The organism is Achromobacter sp. (genome assembly GCF_050285565.1).
Lineage (GTDB): Bacteria > Pseudomonadota > Gammaproteobacteria > Burkholderiales > Burkholderiaceae_B > Achromobacter.
This window is the reverse complement of the sequence record NZ_JBLZXG010000001.1, coordinates 50,413-68,807: the sequence shown is the minus strand read 5'-3', so window position 1 is coordinate 68,807 and position 18,395 is coordinate 50,413. Positions and strand designations below refer to the sequence as shown.

General features: G+C 69.5%; 12 protein-coding genes. 3 read left to right on the top strand and 9 right to left on the bottom strand.

The features are described from left to right. Positions 1-27: 27 nt before the first annotated feature. The 6 genes from ACN6O8_RS00300 to axyZ form a co-directional block, all read right to left on the bottom strand. Complete coding sequence (locus ACN6O8_RS00300) at positions 28-822, bottom strand: metallophosphoesterase family protein (protein ID WP_427989108.1); 795 nt, start codon at positions 820-822, stop codon at positions 28-30. After that, complete coding sequence (locus ACN6O8_RS00295; RefSeq protein ID WP_427989107.1) at positions 819-1,808, bottom strand: diacylglycerol/lipid kinase family protein; 990 nt, start codon at positions 1,806-1,808, stop codon at positions 819-821. The genes ACN6O8_RS00300 and ACN6O8_RS00295 overlap by 4 nt, the downstream gene beginning before the upstream one ends. Positions 1,809-1,866: 58 nt before the next feature. After that, entirely contained in the window at positions 1,867-3,666 is a 1,800-nt protein-coding gene (locus ACN6O8_RS00290) for a gamma-glutamyltransferase family protein (protein ID WP_427989106.1), read from the bottom strand. Between the two features lie 91 nt (positions 3,667-3,757). After that, positions 3,758-5,260 carry an ABC transporter substrate-binding protein gene (locus tag ACN6O8_RS00285; RefSeq protein WP_427989105.1) on the bottom strand — a complete coding sequence of 501 codons (1,503 nt, stop codon included), beginning with the start codon at positions 5,258-5,260 and terminating at the stop codon, positions 3,758-3,760. 235 nt (positions 5,261-5,495) lie between these two features. Next, positions 5,496-6,392 carry a LysR family transcriptional regulator gene (locus ACN6O8_RS00280; RefSeq protein ID WP_427989104.1) on the bottom strand — a complete coding sequence of 299 codons (897 nt, stop codon included), beginning with the start codon at positions 6,390-6,392 and terminating at the stop codon, positions 5,496-5,498. 31 nt (positions 6,393-6,423) lie between these two features. After that, positions 6,424-7,062: a multidrug efflux transcriptional repressor AxyZ gene (gene axyZ / locus ACN6O8_RS00275; protein WP_427989103.1), complete on the bottom strand. Its 639-nt coding sequence runs from the start codon at positions 7,060-7,062 to the stop codon at positions 6,424-6,426. A 234-nt stretch (positions 7,063-7,296) separates the two neighbouring features. On the opposite strand from axyZ, the gene ACN6O8_RS00270 reads away from it, so the two are divergent. Genes ACN6O8_RS00270 through oprZ form a run of 3 tightly spaced genes read left to right on the top strand, consistent with a single transcriptional unit; the run spans position 7,297 to position 13,004 of the window. Further along, the gene (locus ACN6O8_RS00270; protein ID WP_427989102.1) at positions 7,297-8,472 is read left to right on the top strand and encodes a MexX/AxyX family multidrug efflux RND transporter periplasmic adaptor subunit; all 1,176 of its coding nucleotides are present in this window, start codon (positions 7,297-7,299) and stop codon (positions 8,470-8,472) included. Positions 8,473-8,478: 6 nt separating this feature from the next. Then, the gene (gene axyY, locus ACN6O8_RS00265) at positions 8,479-11,616 is read left to right on the top strand and encodes a multidrug efflux RND transporter permease subunit AxyY (RefSeq protein ID WP_427989101.1); all 3,138 of its coding nucleotides are present in this window, start codon (positions 8,479-8,481) and stop codon (positions 11,614-11,616) included. Then, on the top strand, positions 11,613-13,004 hold the full coding sequence (gene oprZ / locus ACN6O8_RS00260; RefSeq protein ID WP_427989100.1) for a multidrug efflux RND transporter outer membrane subunit OprZ: 1,392 nt from the start codon (positions 11,613-11,615) through the stop codon (positions 13,002-13,004). The genes axyY and oprZ overlap by 4 nt, the downstream gene beginning before the upstream one ends. A gap of 45 nt (positions 13,005-13,049) precedes the next feature. Here oprZ and ACN6O8_RS00255 read toward each other — a convergent pair whose 3' ends face one another. The 3 genes from ACN6O8_RS00255 to ACN6O8_RS00245 are packed head-to-tail and all read right to left on the bottom strand — an operon-like array spanning position 13,050 to position 18,380. Further along, positions 13,050-13,712 carry a helix-turn-helix transcriptional regulator gene (locus tag ACN6O8_RS00255; protein ID WP_427989099.1) on the bottom strand — a complete coding sequence of 221 codons (663 nt, stop codon included), beginning with the start codon at positions 13,710-13,712 and terminating at the stop codon, positions 13,050-13,052. 53 nt (positions 13,713-13,765) lie between these two features. After that, positions 13,766-15,250 carry an efflux transporter outer membrane subunit gene (locus tag ACN6O8_RS00250; protein ID WP_427989098.1) on the bottom strand — a complete coding sequence of 495 codons (1,485 nt, stop codon included), beginning with the start codon at positions 15,248-15,250 and terminating at the stop codon, positions 13,766-13,768. A 10-nt stretch (positions 15,251-15,260) separates the two neighbouring features. Further along, the gene (locus ACN6O8_RS00245; RefSeq protein WP_427989097.1) at positions 15,261-18,380 is read right to left on the bottom strand and encodes a MexW/MexI family multidrug efflux RND transporter permease subunit; all 3,120 of its coding nucleotides are present in this window, start codon (positions 18,378-18,380) and stop codon (positions 15,261-15,263) included. Positions 18,381-18,395 lie beyond the last annotated feature (15 nt).

Genomic DNA, 18,395 nt, shown 5'->3' with positions numbered 1-18,395 from the left:
CTCCATCACGGTCAACACGGCCACGCCCTACCCCGCCACCAGGGTCTTGTCGACCGGCGCGAAGGCATGGGCCGCGGCGGCGTAGTCCCAGCGCTCGACATGGCAGACCCGGGTCTGGCCTTCGCCTTCGCGCGTGATCACGTTGACCGAATTGGGAATGTGGCCGCGCACCCGGCGCGAGCAGGTGGTGCCCGCCTGAACCACCCAGCCGGCCGCCAGGGCCGGATCGGCGCTGGCCGGCAGCACATAGGGCAGGTGGATGTGACCGCCCAGGATCAGATCGACCCCGGCGTCGGCCCATGCCGCCAGGGCGCGCTCGCGGCCGATCAGCAAGTTGAGACGGTCGGATTCGACCTTGGCGCGCACCGGATGGTGCGCCACCACCACCCGCAACTGGCCGGGCCTGGCCTGGCGCAGGCGCTGCGCCACCCGCGCGATCTGCGCGTCGGAGATCTCGCCATCCTTGCGGCGGCGCGGCCGCGTGGTGTTGACGCCGATGGCTAGCAAGCCGCGGGTTTCGTAGACGGGTTCGAGCACGGCGCCCAGCGCGCGCTTGTAGTTGCCATAGGGATTGAGCGCGCGCGCGAACAGGTTGAACAGCGGAATGTCATGGTTGCCCGGCACCGCCAGCACCGGCAGCGCCAGGCGCTCGATGAACTTGCGGGCGGCGGCGAACTGGCCGCGACGGGCGCGCTGGGTGATGTCGCCGCTGATCACGACCAAATCCGGCGCCAGCGTGCGCGCCAGATCCAGCGCGGCTTCGACCACCGGCTTGCGCTCGGTGCCGAAGTGCGTGTCCGAGAACTGCAGGATGCGCGTCATGGGCGCTCCTCGTCGGCGTCGACCGGCACCACCAGGGGCAGGGGCGTGTCGGATACCTTGAACTCCAGCGGGGTATCCATCCAGGAGATTTCGCCGTCCATGGCGACCTTGACGCGGCGCCGCCCCCGGATCGAGACCATCAGCCGGTCGAAGGCGAAACTGACGACATGTTCCGCATCGCCCAGGCGGCTGAACAGGCCGCGCAGCAGCAGGCCATACAGCGCCAGCGTGCCGACCGGCCTGGTCGCCATGGCCACCAGGCGGCTGCGGTCGAGGCCGGTGGGGTCGATGCCGATGTGTTCCAACTGCAGGCGGTTGTTGCCGACAACCAGGGTGGGCGTGCGCAGGTCGCGCGGACGGCCTTCGTGATCGAGCCGCAGGCTGAGCTGGCGCGGCGCGCGCAGCAGCGTCACCAGCCCGGACCACAGCGCCACCAGGCGGCTGCGGCCGAAGCGTTGTTTGTAGGCTTCGCGGTCTTCTAGCAATTGCGGATAGAGGCCGAGGCTGGCGTTGACCAGGAACAGGCGGCCGTTGAGCAGGCCGACCTGCACCGGCCGCACCTCGCCGCCCAACAGGCCGCGCAGCGCGGACTCGGTGTTCTGGGAGATGCCGTAGCGCCGGCCGAAATAATTGAACGTGCCCTGTGGCAGGATGCCGAACGGCACGCCCTGCCCCAACACCTGGCCGGCGACGGCGTTGAGTGTGCCGTCGCCGCCGGCGGCGACCACGATGCCGCCGGCCGCGCGCGCCTGCGCCACCGCCTCGCGGGCGTTGCTCACCAGGCGCGCGGGATCGTCGACCGGCATCAACTGGTAGCGCCGGCCAGCCTCGTCGAGCACGCGACGGATGATGTCCTGCAGCACTTGCGCGTCGCCGCGCCCGGAGCCTGTGTTCAGGACGATGAAGAGAGGTTCGTGTCCCGCGAGGGGACGAGCCCCGGTCGCCGGGCTCTGCTGGATGAGCGTCATGGACAAAAGATAGCCCATGGCGGCAAATCGCCGCAACCGGGCCGGCGCGCGCGTGGCCGGCGCGCCGGCAGCCGCGTTAGCGGCCGACCGCGTAAGCCTGCATCAGGCGCGGCGTGGCAGCCGCGTGCAGCAGGCCGTCGGCGTCGCGCGACGCGGCCGTCAGGCGGCCGACCGACCACTGCGGCACTTCCTCGATCTGGTGGCCGCGGGCGCGCAGGGCGGCGATGGTCTCGGCGCCAAAGCCGCTTTCCACCGCCAGGTGCCCCGGCTTGCGGTCGCGCGGGTAGAACGACGAGGGGAAGTGCATCGTGTGCGACATTGGCAGGTCGATGGCTTCCTGCAGGTTCAGGCCGTGGTGAACATGCCGCAGGAAGAACAGCAGTTGCCATTGTTCCTGCTGGTCGCCGCCCGGCGTGCCGAAGGCCAGGTAGGGCCGGCCCTCGCGCAGCGCCAGCGACGGCGTCAACGTGGTGCGCGGACGCTTGCCCGGCGCCAGCGTGCCCGGCAGGCCCGCTTCCAGCCAGAACATCTGCGCGCGGGTGTTCAGGCCGAAGCCCAGTTCGGGAATCACCGGCGAGGACTGGAACCAGCCGCCCGACGGCGTGGCCGAGATCATGTTGCCCCAACGGTCGATGACATCGACATGGGTGGTGTCGCCGCGCTTGACCGAGGCGCGCATGTCGGCCAGGGTCGGCTCGTTGGTCACGCTGCCGGGGGCCGACACCTTGGACAGGCGTTGCAGGGTGTCCATCACCCGCGCCACCTGCGCCTCGAAACCCGGGATACCGCCGGGCCGCAGCTCCTGCGAGGCCTGTTCGCCGATGAGGGCGCGGCGCGCGTCGTTGTACTCGTCGGACAGCAGTTGCGCCAGCGGCACGTCGACGAAGGCGGGATCGCCGTAGTAGGCCTCGCGGTCGGCGAAGGCCAGCTTCATGGCCTCGGTGACGCGGTGCACGAACGCGGCGCTGGTCGGGCCGACGCCGGCCAGATCCATGTCCTTGAGCAGCGCCAGGGTCTGCAGGAACACCGGCCCCTGGCTCCAGGCGCCCGCCTTGGCCACGGTGTAGCCGTGGTAGTCATAGGTGGCGGGCTGGTCGTAGCTTGCCGACCAGCCCGCCAGGTCGTCGGCGGTGATCACGCCGCGATGGCGCTCGCCGCTTTCGTCCATGACCTCGGTGCCGCGCGCGAACTTGTCGATGGCCTCGGCCACGAAGCCGCGGTAGAAGGCGTCGCGGGCCGCCTCGATCTGGCGCTCGCGGTCGCCGCCGGCCTGCTCGGCGGCCTGCAGCACGCGGGTCCAGGTGGCGGCCAGCGCCGGGTTGCGGAACAGCTTGCGGGCCTCGGGCACGTTGCCGCCGGGCAGGTAGACCTGGGCCGTGGTGGGCCAGTGGGTCTGGAAGAAGTCCTTCAGGCCGGCGATGGTGTTGGCGATGCGCGGCATCAGCGCGTGGCCGTGCTCGGCGTAGTAGATGGCGGGTTCCAGCACATCGCGCACGCGCATCGTGCCGTGGTCGCGCAGCAACTGCATCCAGGCGTCGAAGGCGCCGGGGATGACGGTGGCCAGCAGGCCATTGCCGGGGATCAGCTTCAGGCCTTCGGCGCGGTAGCGCTCGAGCGTGGCGGCGGCGGGCGTGGCGCCCTGGCCGCACAGCACTTCGACGCGGCCGGTGCGGGCGGAATAGAACACCGCCGGCACCTCGCCGGCCGGGCCGACCAGGTGGGGCTCGACCACCTGCAGCACGAAGGCCGAGGCGACACAGGCGTCGAAGGCGTTGCCGCCGCGCTCGAGCAGCGACATGCCGGCCGAACTGGCCAGCCAATGGGTGGAGGTCACGACACCGAAGGTGCCGAGGATTTCCGGGCGAGTCGTAAACATGATGCGATCCTGTCGCGGACGGCGCGGGGCCGGTGGCCGCAAGAACAAGTAAAACGGGACCCGCAAGCGGGTCCCGCGTCTGGCTTGGCGCCTACTTCCGGGCGAGGCTGACGCCCTTCAGGCGGATCAGGCCGTCGGGATACGGCACGAAGCCTTCCAGCTTCTTCTGCGTGCCGAAAGTCCAGGGCAGGTAGAACAGGTAGATGATGGGGCGCTGTTCCTGCATCACCGTCAGCACCTGGTCATACATGGCCCGACGCTTGGCGGGATCCGGCTCGGCGCGGGCATCGTTGAGCAGCTTGTCGGCCTGCGGATCGCAGAACTTGCCGTCGTTCAGGTTGCCCTTGCAGCTCAGGTACTGGTGGATGTTGCCGCTGGGATCGACCCGGCCGGACCAGCCGCTCTGGCCCACTTCGAAATCGCCGCGGGCCAGCGACGATTGCAGCGAGGCGAATTCGACCGGACGCAGGGTGATGTCGAAGCCGGCTTCGGCGCCCATGGCCTGCACCAGTTCGAACACCTGCTGCATGGTGGTGTTGTTGCCGAAGGTGATCTCGAACTTGACGCGGTCGAAACCCGCTTCCTTGAGCAAGGCCTGGGCCTTCTTGGGATCGCGGCCAGCGTGCTCGAACGACTTGTTGTAGGCGAAGCTGGCCGGCGGGAACGGTTGGTAGGCCGGCTGGTACTGGCCTTCGCCGATGACCTGGTTGAGCACGTCGCGGTCGATCGCCAGGTCGAACGCCTGGCGCACGCGCTTGTCCTTGGCCAACGGGTTGTTGGCGCGCGCGCCGTTGCCCAGGTTGACCGAGATCGATTGGAAGCCCAGGCCGGTGACCGGCGCCAGGCGCAGGTTGGCGTCGTCCTTGACCGCCTTGGCATCGCTGGGCGCCACGCGCTCGATGATGTCGAGGTCGCCGGCACGCAGATTGTTCAGGCGCACGGTGTTGTCGGGGATCGGCGTGAACACCACGCGGTCGAAGTGATAGTTGGCGGCGTCCCAATACTTGGGAAACTTCTCCAGCACGATGCGGTCGTTCTGCACCCGTTCCTTGAACTGGTACGGGCCGGAGCACACCGGCTTGCCGCCGGGGTCCTTGTCGAACGAGGCGGGCGAAATCATCATGCCGGCCCGGTCGGACAGTTGCGACAGCAGCGAGGCGTCGGGTTCGGACAGGTGCAGCACGACCGTGCTGGCGTCCGGCGCGTCGACGCTGGCCACGGTGGCCAGTTCGCTCTTGCGGTTGCTGTCGGGCAGCGTGCGGGCGCGATCGAGGTTGGCCTTGACCGCGGCGGCGTCGATCGGCGTGCCGTCATGGAACACGGCGTCGGGGCGCAGCTTGAAGGTCAGCGTCTTGTTGTCCGGGCTGGTGCTCCAGGATTGCGCCAACTGCGGCACGAACTTCAGGTCCGGGGTGATGTCGACCAGCTTGTCGCACAGCGAGGCGAACACGATGCGGCCGACAAAGGTGCGGGCGCGGGTCGGATCGAGCACGTCCGGGTCGTCCTGCAAACCGACCCGCAGGGTCGATTGGGCGTGGGCCAGCCCGCTGGCCAGCATTCCCGCCATGGCCATGGCGAGGCAGAGTTTACGCATGAATGATCTCCGTCGATTCAGGGGGTCGGCTTCCCCGCGCGCCAGCGGCGCGCCGCCCGGCAATGAGGGAACAGACCCGGAGCCGTGCTGCATCGCCGGGCCCATCCCCCCGTTGCGCACGTTCTTGTTGGATTCTGCGCCAGGCGCGCGGCGATTGTATAGAGCAGCGGCCATCGGGCGCCCGCGCCGCGCCCCGGGGCGACCGCCTCGCGGACGGTGCGGCGCGTTCCAGACCTCAGGGCAGCCGGCAAGGCGCCGAGAAGTCCACCGCCGCCAGCACCGATTCGCGCAACCGGGCCACCAACGGCCGGGTGTCGTCGCGCCGGTACTGGAAGGAATACGGCAACGCCGCCGGCTCGGGATCGCAGTGCAGCACGCGCAGGCTGCCCTCGGCCTGCAGCGCCTGCGCCCAATGGCGGGGCAGCAGGCCGACGCCGGTACCCTCGATCAGCAAACCGGCGATGGCGCCCCAGTTGTTGCAGCACAGGCGTTCGCCGGCCACGTCGCGTCCGGCCAGCCAATCGTCGACGATGCGGGTGGTGCCGGCGCCCGCCGGCAGGGTCACCAAGGGCAGCCGCGCCAGCAGCGCGGGCGACAGGCCGGTGTCGCCATCGAGCACGGCCGGCGCCGCGACCCAGGCGAACGCGGCTTCGCCGATCGGCGTGGAGGCGATGCCGGGACGCGACGAACGCCCGGCGATGACGGCGAAGTCCAGTTCGCCGTCCGCGACCCGCTGCTCCAACACCTGGCCGATATCGACGTAAGGTTCCAGCACCAGGTCGGGATAGGCGGCGCGCACCACGCCGATCAGGCGCGGCAGCCAGGTAAGCGCGGTCAGTTCGCCCACGCCGAAACGGCAGCGGCCGCGCAGGCCGGGGGTTGCGGCGAGGGACGCGCGGATCTGGTCGGCAGCGGCCAGCAGCGCGCGGGCCTGCGGCAGCAAGCGCTGGCCGGCATCGGTCAGCACCGCCTTGTGGCCGCTACGGTCGAACAGCCGTTGACCCAGGGCCTCTTCGAGTTCGACGATGCGCTTGGACAGTGACGATACCGACAGGTGCAGGCGCTCGGCCGCCACGGCGAAACTGGCGCAGGTAGCGGCCCAGTAGAAGGCTTCGAGTTGCTTGAGGGTCATGCCCGGATTGTAGGGGCATGGCCGTGGCGCGCTACGCGGACTGCGGCATCCTCAGTTGCGGCGACAGCCGCAGCGTGTCGATGGCGGCGCGGAGCATGCGCTCGACGCGCGGCCAGATATCGCCCTTGAGGCGATCCGACCAACAGATGGTACCGAACACACCCTCGATCAGGGAGTGCAGGTAGACATTGGACAGACGCACGTCCAGGGCCGGCGGCAGGTCTTCGCGGCTGACGGCGGCGCGCAGCAGTTTCTCGGAGGTGCGCAGGGCGTGGCGTTCCCACAGGTCGCGGCGGCGCAGCAGCGGCGCGTTCTCGTCGCTGCGCTCGCATTTGAGGTACAGGATTTCCAGCACGCGCTGCACCGAACCTTCCTCGGCGTAGATCTGCACGTACTGGCGCATCGAGGCGTAAAGCGATTCCAGCGCTTGGCCATCGGTGGAGACCCGGGTCAGCGACACCGCCTCGCCCAGGGCCCGGTCGCACATGGCGATACAGACGTCGATCTTGTTCTTGTAGTGGCCGTAGACGGCGCCCCGCGACACACCCGCGAAATCGGCGATATCGCTCATGGTGGTGCTGGCCACCCCTTTGGACAGGAACACGTGCTCGGCGGCGTCCAGGATGCGATCGCGGGTGCGTTGGGATTCTTCTTTCGTCTTGCGGGCCATACCAAGATCTCCTTGTGGAAAATGGGTTGAACGGGGGAACGAGAAAACGGCGGCCCCGTCTCGCGGAAGCCGCCGTCTGCGCACTGTGAAAAAGTATGCAGTCCGCAGCATACTTTTGAACAAAACAATTAATCAAGCATGACGGATTAAATGATAGACTGCGAACCCCACAGGGAAAACCCGCGCACGTTCCCTTCTCGCCCGCTCCGGGCACCCCACAATAATTTCTAAAAAATGTCGCACCGAGTCCCCCTCAGAACGCTCGCATCCGTATCTGTATTGCTTCTTGTTTCAGCTTGTTCCAAGCCGGAAGCCACCGAGACCGTCAAGGCGCCCGCCGAAATCGGCGTCATCGTGGCCCGGGCCACGCCCACCGCCGTGGCCAGCGAACTGCCCGGCCGGCTGGAGCCCTACCGCGAGGCCGAGGTCCGCGCCCGCGTGGCCGGCATCGTCACCCGGCGTCTGTATGAAGAAGGCCAGGAGGTGGCGCGCGGCGCGCCGCTGTTCCAGATCGACCCGGCGCCGCTGCAGGCGGCCTACGATTCCGAGGCCGCCGCGCTGGCCCGCGCCCAGGCCAACCTGGCAGCCGCGGCCGACAAGCTGCGCCGCTATGCCGATCTGGTGTCGGACCGCGCCATCAGCGAACGCGACCACGCCGAAAGCGTGGCCGAGGAGCGCCAGGCGCGCGCCGAGGTGGCCCTGGCCAAGGCCAATCTGCAAAGCGCCAGACTGCGGCTGGAATATGCCCGCGTCACCTCGCCGATCGACGGCCGCGCGCGGCGCGCCCTGGTCACCGAGGGCGCGCTGGTGGGCGAAGGCCAGGCCACGCCACTGACGGTGGTGCAGCAGCTCGACCCGATCTACGTCAACTTCGCGCAGCCCGCGGCCGAGGTCATGCAGTTGCAAAAGCAGATCCGCGCCGGCGCGCTGGAAGGCGTCGCGCCCGACAAAATGCGGGTGCGCCTGCTGCTGCCGGACGGCTCGGAGTACGGCCAGGGCGGCACGCTGTCGTTCGCCGACCTGGCGGTCGACCCGGGCACCGACAACGTGACCATGCGCGCGCTGTTCGCCAACCCCGACCGCGCGCTGCTGCCGGGCATGTACGTGCGGGTGCGCCTGGAGCAGGCCGTCAACCGCGACGCCTATCTGGTGCCGCGCGATGCCCTGTTGCGCAATGCCGACGGCGCCCATCTGCTGGTGGCCGGCGACGATGGCGCACTGCGCAGCGTGCCGGTCACCGCGCACCGCCTGCTGGGCCCGAACTGGGTCGTCACCGAGGGACTGCAAGGCGGCGAACGCGTGGTGGTGGAAAACGCCGCGCAGTTGGCCCCCGGCCAGAAAATCAAACCGGTCGAGCGGGCCGCGCCGAGCGCGCCCGTGGCGGCCGTGGGAAATCAAGCAAAAAGGTAAACCGCCATGGCGCGTTTCTTTATCGATCGCCCCGTCTTCGCGTGGGTGATCTCCCTGCTGATCGCGCTGGTCGGCCTGCTGTCGATCCGCGCGCTGCCGGTGGCGCAGTATCCGGACATCGCGCCGCCCGTCGTCAACATCGGCGCCAGCTATCCCGGCGCCTCGGCCAAGGTGGTCGAGGAAGCCGTCACCGCCATCATCGAACGCGAGATGAACGGCGCGCCGGGCCTGATGTACACCTCGTCCAGCAGCGATTCGACCGGCTGGGCCAGCATCAACCTGACCTTCAAGCAGGGCACCAACCCCGACATCGCGGCGGTGGAAGTGCAGAACCGCCTGAAGGCGGTCGAGCCGCGCCTGCCCGAATCGGTGCGGCGCGACGGCGTGCGGGTGGAAAAGGCGGCCGACAACATCCAATTGGTGGTGTCGCTGAAGTCGGACGGCAGCCTGGACGACATGCAACTGGGCGAGCTGGCGGCCTCCAACGTGCTGCAGGCGCTGCGGCGGGTCGAAGGCGTGGGCAAGGTGCAGTCGTTCGGCGCCGAAGCGGCGATGCGCATCTGGCCGGATCCGGCCAAGCTCACCGCCCTGTCGCTGACGCCGGGCGACATCGTCTCGGCCCTGCGCAGCCACAATGCGCGCGTCACCATCGGCGAGCTGGGCAACCAGGCCGTGCCCCAGGACGCGCCGCTGAACGCCAGCATCGTGGCGGGCGAATCGCTGCATACACCGGAACAGTTCGCCAACATCCCGCTGCGCGCGCAACCCGATGGCGCCACGCTGCGCCTGAAGGACGTGGCGCGGGTGGAACTGGGCGGCACCGACTATATGTACCTGTCGCGTGTCAACGGCATGACCGGCACCGGCCTGGGCATCAAGCTGGCGCCAGGCTCGAACGCGGTCGAGACCACCCGCCGCATCCGCGAGACCATGCGCGAGCTGGCGCAATACTTCCCGCCGGGCGTGAGCTGGGACATTCCGTACGAAACCTCCACCTTCGTCGAGATTTCGATCAAGAAGGTGCTGATGACCCTGCTGGAGGCCGTGGCGCTGGTGTTCTGCGTGATGTACCTGTTCATGCAGAACCTGCGCGCCACGCTGATCCCGACGCTGGTGGTGCCGGTGGCGCTGCTGGGCACGCTGGGGGTGATGCTGGGGCTGGGCTACTCGATCAACGTGCTGACGATGTTCGGCATGGTGCTGGCCATCGGCATCCTGGTGGACGATGCCATCGTGGTGGTCGAGAACGTCGAACGCATCATGGCCGAGGAAGGCCTGTCGCCGCATGACGCCACGGTCAAGGCCATGGGCCAGATCAGCGGCGCCATCGTCGGCATCACGGTGGTGCTGGTGTCGGTGTTCGTGCCGATGGCGTTCTTCGACGGCGCGGTGGGCAACATCTACCGCCAGTTCGCCGTGACGCTGGCGGTGTCGATCGCCTTCTCGGCCTTCCTGGCGTTGTCGCTGACGCCGGCGCTGTGCGCCAGCATGCTCAAGCCGGTCCCGGCCGGCCACCACGAAAAGCGCGGCTTCTTCGGCTGGTTCAACCGCGCCTTCGCGCGCCTGACCACGCGCTATACCGCGCGCGTGGCGGCGGTGCTGGCGCGGCCGGTGCGCTTTGGCCTGGCCTACGCGCTGGTCATCGGCGTGGCCGCGCTGCTGTTCGCGCGCTTGCCGTCGTCGTTCCTGCCGGACGAGGACCAGGGCAGTTTCATGGCCATGGTGATTCTGCCGCAGGGCTCGCCGCAGGCCGAGACCATGGCGGTGGTCAAGGATGTCGAGCGCTACATGATGGAACACGAGCCGGTGCAGTATGTGTACTCGGTCAATGGCTTCAGCCAGTACGGCAGCGGCCCGAACTCGGCCATGTTCTTCGTCACGCTCAAGGACTGGAAGGAGCGGCGCGACCCCGCGCTGCACGTGGACGCGGTGGTCAAGCGCATCAACCAGGCTTTTGCCGCGCGCAAGAACCTGATGGTGTTCGCGCTCAACTCGCCGCCATTGCCGGACCTGGGCTCGACCTCGGGCTTCGATTTCCGGCTGCAGGACCGCGGCGGCGTCGGCCACGAAGCGCTGACGCGGGCGCGCCAGCAACTGCTGGCCAAGGCCGCCGACCATCCGGCGCTGACGGACGTGGTGTTCGCCGGCCAGGAGGAAGCGCCGCAACTGCAACTGCGCGTCGACCGCGACAAGGCGCAGGCGATGGGCGTGCCGATCGACGAGATCAACACCGCGCTGGCGGTGATGTACGGCTCGGACTACATCGGCGACTTCATGCTCAACGGCCAGGTGCGGCGCGTGATGGTGCAGGCCGACGGCAAGCGCCGCGTGGACCTGGACGACATCTCGCGCCTGCACGTGCGCAACTTGCAGGGCCAGATGGTGCCGCTGTCGGCCTTCGCCACGTTGAAATGGTCGATGGGACCGCCGCAGTTGAACCGCTACAACGGCTTCCCTTCCTTCACCATCAACGGCTCGGCGGCGCCGGGACGCAGCAGCGGCGAAGCCATGCGCGCCATGGAAGCGCTGGCGGCAGAGCTGCCGCGCGGCATCGGCTTCGACTGGTCGGGCCAGTCGTACGAAGAGCGGCTGTCCGGCAACCAGGCCCCGGTGCTGTTCGCGCTGTCGGTGCTGATCGTGTTCCTGGCGCTGGCGGCGCTGTATGAAAGCTGGTCGATTCCGCTGGCGGTGATCCTGGTGGTGCCGCTGGGCGTGATCGGCGCGCTGCTGGGGGTGACCGTGCGCGGCATGCCCAACGACATCTACTTCAAGGTCGGCCTGATCGCCACCATCGGCCTGTCGGCCAAGAATGCGATCCTGATCGTGGAAGTGGCCAAGGACCTGGTGCGCGACGGCCACGGCATCCTGGCGGCCACGCTGGAGGCGGCACGGCTGCGGCTGCGGCCGATCGTGATGACCTCGCTGGCCTTCGGCGTGGGTGTGCTGCCGCTGGCGCTGGCCGGCGGCGCTGCCTCCGGCGCGCAGGCCGCCATCGGCACCGGCGTGCTGGGCGGAATCATCACCGCCACCGTGCTGGCGGTGTTCCTGGTGCCGCTGTTCTTCCTTATCGTGGGGCGCATGGTCGGCATGCGCGCCCGCCCTGCGCGCCCCGAGGGCCGCGTACCGCTGGAGACGACGCCATGAAGCCTATGGCAATCACCCTGCTGACACTGGCGCTGTCCGGCTGCTCGCTGGCGCCCATCCACGAGCGCCCCGCCGCGCCGGTGCCGGCACAGTATGACACGCCGGCGCAACCCGGCCAGGCGGCGGCGCCGCAGGACTGGCGCGCCTATTTCAACGACCCCGCGCTACAGGCCTGGATCTCGGCCGCGCTGGCCAACAACCGCGACCTGCGGGTGGCGGCGCTGCGCATCGAGGAGGCGCGCGCGCTGTACGGCGTGCAGCAATCCGAGCGTCTGCCGACGGTCGACGCCAGCGGCGAAGTCAGCCGCGGCCGCGCGATCGAACCGGGCCAGCCGCGCCCTCCGGTGTCCAACCGCTACCGCGCCGCTGTCGGCATCACCGCCTTCGAGCTGGACTTCTTCGGCCGCGTCAGGAGCCTGTCGGACGCCGCGCTGGCGCGCTACCTGGCCAGCGAGGAAGCGCACCGCGCCGCCACACTGGCGCTGGTGGCGGAAACGGCGACCGCCTACTTCAACCACCGTTCGCTGGCCGAGCAACTGCGCCTGACCGACGATACGCTGGCGCTGCGCGAGACCTCGCTCAAGCTGACCCAACGCCGCTACGACGCGGGGCTGGAGACCGCCATCGGCCTGCGCACCGCGCAGATGCTGGTGGAAAGCTCGCGCGCCACGCGCGCCGAGCTGACCCGCGAGGCCAGCCTGGCGCGGCATGCGCTGGGCCTGCTGGCGGGCGATTTCGCGCTGCCGCTGGGCGTCGACCCGGCGCCGCTGGAAAGCCAGGCCCTGACGCCGCTGGCGGCCGGCCTGCCATCCGAACTGCTGACGCGGCGCCCCGACCTGCGCCAGGCCGAGCAGGCGCTGCGGGCGGCCAACGCCGACATCGGCGCGGCGCGCGCGGCGTTCTTCCCGTCGGTGCAGTTGACCACCGACCTCGGCACCACCGCCGACCGCGTCTCGGATCTGTTCAGCGGCGGCACCGGCGGCTGGAGCTTCGCGCCGCGCCTGACGCTGCCGATCTTCAACGCCGGCCGCAACCGCGCCAACCTGTCGCTGGCCGAGACCCGCAAGCACATCGCGGTGGCCCAGTATGAAGGCAGCATCCAGGCGGCGTTCCGCGACGTGGCCGACGCCCTGGCGGCGCGCGACGCGCTGCGCGACCAGATCGAGGCCCAGCGCAAGGTGCGCGACGCCGACCGCGAACGCCAACGGCTGGCCGAGCGGCGCTATGCGCGCGGGGTGGCGAACTACCTGGAGATGCTGGAGGCGCAGCGCAGCCTGTTCGAGTCGGAACAGGAATTCATCCGGCTGCAGCAGCGCCGGCTGGTCAACGCGGTGGATCTGTACAAGGCGCTGGGCGGCTGGGACGACGGTTCGTCGCCGGCGTCCTGACGCAAGGCCCGTCCGGGGTCATGCGGGACGCGCCGCCCGGGCAGGTCAGGCGCGCGCGCTGACGCGGTAGGCGCAGCGGCGCGCGCCCTGCAGGATGTGCTCTTCGCGCTCGACCCGCACCTGCGGGCCCAGCACCTGCCGGAACAGTTCCAGCTCGCTGCGGCAAAAGCCCATACAGGCCTGGGCCGCCGCGCAGATGGGACAGTGGTTCTCGATGAACAGGAAGTCGTCGCCGTCGCGGCGCATCTCAGCCATGTAGCCTTCGGCCGAGCGCACCCGCGCCAGGCTTTCGAGCCGCTGCGGCAGATCGCCGGCGTCCGCCAGCGCCTGCTGGTAGGTGGCCAGCATGGCGGCCTCGCGCGCCGAAATCAGCTTGTCGACACCGTCGTCGCCGAACACCTGGCGCGCGGCGTTGATCATCTGCACCGTCATGTCGGCGTGCGTGTCGGGGAAACGGCGGTGGCCGGCCTCGGTCAGGAACCAGATCTGCGTGGGCCGGCCGCGCCCGGCGCTGCGGCTTTCCGAATCGACCAGGCCGTCCGCGTGCAGGCGCGCCATCTGCTGGCGCACCGCCTCGGCCGTGACGTCGAGCGCCTTGGCGATGACCGCGACCGACTGCGGGCCGCGCGTCTTGAGCGTCATGAGCACGCGGTCCGCCGGCTGGTGCGGTTGCCAGGAAATGGGATGGAACAGGCTGTCTTCGGACATGGAAGGTCGGATGGGCGCTAAGCCCTTATGGTGCCACGAACCGCGTCCATCGGTCAGCCGGCCGGCGCGGACGCGGCGGCCGAAGGCGATGCCGCGGGCGATGCGCCCGCTTCCGCAGGCGCCTCCCAGCCGCCGCCCAGCGCCTTGTAGAGCGCGACCAGGCTGGTGTAGGACGCCGTTTCGGCCTGCGCCACCGCGTCCTGCGCCCGCAGCTGCGTGCGCTGCGCGTCCAGCACCGTCAGGTACGACGCGCTGCCTTCGCGGTAGCGCAGGCGCGCCAGTTCCGCCGCGCGGCCGCTGTGGGCGGCCGCCTGCGCCAGGTTGCCAAGCTGCTGCTGGGTCTGGCCATACTGCGTCAGCGCGCCTTCCAATTCCTCGACCGCCTGCAGCACGGTCTGCTCGTAGCGCGCCATCTCGCCCTGCGAACGGGCCTGCGCCGCGCGCTTGCGCGCCAGCGCGGTCGGCAGGTGCAAGGCCGGCCAGTTGGCGCCGGGCGCCACGCTGAAGGCGCGGCTCGCCGCGTTGCCGACGTCGGCCCCGCGCAAGGCCACGAAACCGAGGAAGCCGCCCAGGTCGATGCGCGGATACAGCTCGGCGGTGGCCACGCCCACGTCGGCATTGGCCGCTGCCATGTTGCGCTCGGCCGCCAGCACGTCGGGACGGCGCGCCAGCAAGGCGCCGACGTCGCCGATCGGCAGGCGCGCGGCCAGCGGCGGCTGCGGCGTGGCCGCGTCCAGTTCGCCCAGTTCCACCGGCCGCAGCCCGGCCAGCACCGCCAGCCGGTACAGCGCCAGGCGCCGGGCGGTTTCCCGCAGCGGCACGCTGGCCTGCACCGTTTCCAGGTCGGCGCGGGCGCTGGCCAGGTCGCCTTCATCGCCACGGCCGGCCGCCACCATGGCCTGGATCACGCGCAGGCTGTCGCGCTGGCTGTCCAGGTTGGCGCGCGCCACCGCCAGGCGCTGCTCGGCGCCGCGCAGTTCGAAGTAGTTGCGCGCCACTTCGGCCACCACCACGATGCGGGCCTGCGCCAGGTCGGCGGCCTGGGCTTCGCTGCGCGCCGCCGCGCCTTCGGCGGCGCGACGCAGGCGGCCGAACAGGTCGATTTCCCAGGTGGCGTCAAAGCCCGCGCGGTAGCTCTTGGCCAGGTTGCGCTCGCCCGCCACGCCGGGATTGGCCTGCGACAGGCTGCGCTCGAAGCGCGCGCCAAGCGTCACGGTGGGGAATTGGTCGAGTTCCTTCTCGTCGAGCACCGCGCGCGATTCGGCCAGGCGCGCCTGAGCGATGCGGATGTCGGGGTTGCGTCGCAGCGCCAGCGTGATCAGGCGATCCAGTTGCGGATCCCGCAACTGCGTCCACCAATCCTGCTGCACCCGGTCGGAGGAAAACAGCGCCTGCTCGGGGCTGGCAAGCGCCACCGGCGCGGCCCGCGGCTTGCGGTAGTCGGGGCCGACGGCGCAGCCGGCGGTGGCCAGCGCGGCCAGCAGCACCGTGGCGCCGCGGCGCAGGCGCAGGCGCAGGGTCAGGTCGGGGTGTTTCATGATCGGTTCCTCAATGCGATGCGGCGGGGCGCGGCGCGGTTGCCGGCGGCGCGTCCTCGGCCCGCGCCTGCGCCAGTTCGCGGGCGCGCGGCGTGTCGTTGGCGGCGCGGTGGTCGCGCGCCAGCACGGTGTAGACGGTGGGCAGCACGAACAGCGTGAAGAGCGTGCCGACCAGCATGCCGACCACGATCACCAGGCCCAGGCTGTAGCGGCTGTGGGCGCCGGCGCCGCTGGCGAACAGCAGCGGGATCAGGCCCATCACCATGGCGGCGGTGGTCATCAGGATCGGGCGCAGGCGGATGCGGGCGGCGTGCTCGATCGCGCCGCGCCGGTCCAGGCCGTGGCTGACCTGCATCTCGTTGGCGAATTCCACCATCAGGATGCCGTGCTTGCTGATCAGCCCGATCAGCGTCACCAGCCCGATCTGGGTGTAGATGTTGATGGTCGCCATGCCCAGCGCCAGCGGGATCAGCGCGCCGCAGATCGACAGCGGCACACTCACCAGGATGATGAACGTATCGCGCAGGCTTTCGTACTGCGCCGCCAGCACCAGATAGATGACGATGATGGCAAAGAGGAAGGTGATCATCAGCGCCGCGCCTTCCTGACTGAACTGGCGCGCGTCCGATTGCCAGTCGTAGCTGAAGCCGGCCGGCAACTGCCGCGCCTGGCGCGTCAGGAACTGCACCGCGTCGCCCATGGTCACGCCCGGCATGGGGATGGCCTGGAAGGTAGCGGCGTTGAGCTGGTTGAACTGGGTCAGCTTGTTGGGCTCCACGCCCATCGACACCGACACGATGTTCGCCAGCGGCACCTGCGCGCCGCTGGCGCTCTTGACGTAATACCGCGCCAGCGACTCGGGCGAGATGCGCTGCCCGCGCAGGCTCTGCGGAATCACGTCGTACGAGCGGCCGTCCATGCCGAAGCGGTTGACGTAGTTCTCGCCCACCAGCACCGCCAGCGTGTCGCCCACCGCTTTCATGGTGATGCCCAGGCTGTTGGCCTTGGCGCGGTCCACCTTCAGTTGCACCACCGGGTTGTTGTAGTCCAGGTCGCTGTCGACCACCATGAACAGACCGCTGGCGCGCGCCGCCTGCTTCAGGTTCTCCATGGCCTCGTACACCACCGGGTAGTCGGCCGCGCTCATGATGACCATCTGCACCGGCAGGCCGCCGGTCGAGCCCGGCAGCGGCGGCAACTGGAAGGCGAAGATATTGCTGCCCTCGATCTGGTTGACCATGGATTGCATGTCGGCCTGGATCTGGTCGGCCGAGCGCTGGCGCGCGTGCCAGTCGACGAAGTCGACGCCGCCGATGCTGTTGGACACGCCGTCCGAGCCATTGATGAGCCAGCGGCCCTTCTGCTCGGGCAGCGTCGCCATCACCTCGTCCCACTTCTTGCCGAACTTCTCGACGTAGTCGATGTTGGCGTGCTGCGGCGACTTGATCGCGGTAAGCACGGTGGACTGGTCCTCGACCGGCGCCAATTCGCGCTGGGCGGCGTTGTACAGGAACGGCAGGCTGGCCATCACCGCCACCGCCAGCAGGCCGGTGACCCAGCGGTGATGCAGCGACACATCCAGCAGCCGGCCGTAGGCCTGGCCCAGGCGGCCGAAGAAATGTTCGGCGTGGCGCGCCATCCAGCCCTCGGACACCTGGCTATTGAGCAGGAACGAGCTCATCACCGGCGACAGCGTCAGCGCGATCACGCCCGACACCACCACCGCCCCCGCCAGCGTGAAGGCGAATTCCTTGAACAGCGAGCCGGTCAGGCCGCCCATCAGGCCGATCGGCGCGTACACCGCCGCCAGCGTGATGGTCATGGCGATGACCGGGCCGGCCACTTCACGCGCGCCGATCAGGGCCGCGCGCACCGGCGACTTGCCTTCCTCGATATGGCGGTGCACGTTCTCCACCACCACGATGGCGTCGTCCACCACCAGGCCGATGGCCAGCACCATGGCCAGCAGCGTCAGCAGGTTCACGCTGAAGCCGAACAGCGCCATGATGGCGGTGCCGCCCAGCATCGACAGCGGAATCGTCACCACCGGAATCAGCACCGCGCGCAGCGACCCCAGGCATAGGAAGATCACCGCCACCACGATGACGACGGCCTCCATCAGCGTGTGCACCACGCCGTCGATCGAGGCGCTGATGAAACGCGCCAGCTCGAACGGCACCTGCACGCGGGTGCCGGGCGGCAGGTTCCGCTTGATGTCGGGCAGCAGTTCGTTCAGGCGCTTGACGATCACCAGCGGGTTGCCGGCAGGCGTGGCGTTCAGGCCGAAGTACACGGCCGGCTCGCCGTCCATCAGGCCGCTGGAATCGGCCGAGGCCGCGCCCAGTTCGACAGTGGCCACGTCGCCCAGGCGCACGATGGCGTCGCCTTCGCGCTTGACCACCATGTCGCGGAATTCGGCCACGTTGACCAGGTCGGTGTTGACCTTGATGTTGGACACCACATACATCCCCTTGGCCTGGCCGGGCGCGGCCTGCACGTTGTTCTGGCGCAGGGCCTCGGCCAGTTCGCCGGCCGAAATGCCGCGCGCGGCCAACCGGTCGGGATCGAGCCAGACCCGCATCGCCAGCTTCTGGCCGCCGTACAGTTCCACGCTGGCCACGCCGTCGATCGACGACAGTTGCGGCTGCACCACGCGCGACAGGTAGTCGGTCAGCGCCGGCAGCGACATGGTCGAGCTGGAGAAACCCACGTAGGCCACGGCCGTCGCCTCGCCGGCCGACTTGACCAGCACCGGGTCGTAGGCGTCCCGCGGCAGGCGGTATTTGACTTCGTTGACCTTGGCCATGACCTCGGTCATGGCCTTGTTGGAATCGGCGTTGAGCTTCATGCGCACCGTGATCACGCTGCGCCCCTGGGTCGAGGACGACGACAGATAATCGATGCCTTCGACGGTGGCGACGGACTGCGCGATGGGCTGGGTGACGAAGCCCTGCATCAGGTCGGGCGAGGCGCCCGGGTATTGCGTGGTGATGGTGATGGTGGTGCTTTCGGTCAGCGGGTATTGGCGGATCGGCAGGCCGCTCAGGGCGCGCAGCCCCAGCAACAGCAGCAGCGTGCTGACCACCAGCGCCAGCACCGGCCGGCGCACGAACAGATCGGTGAACTTCATGATCGGCTCCGCGGG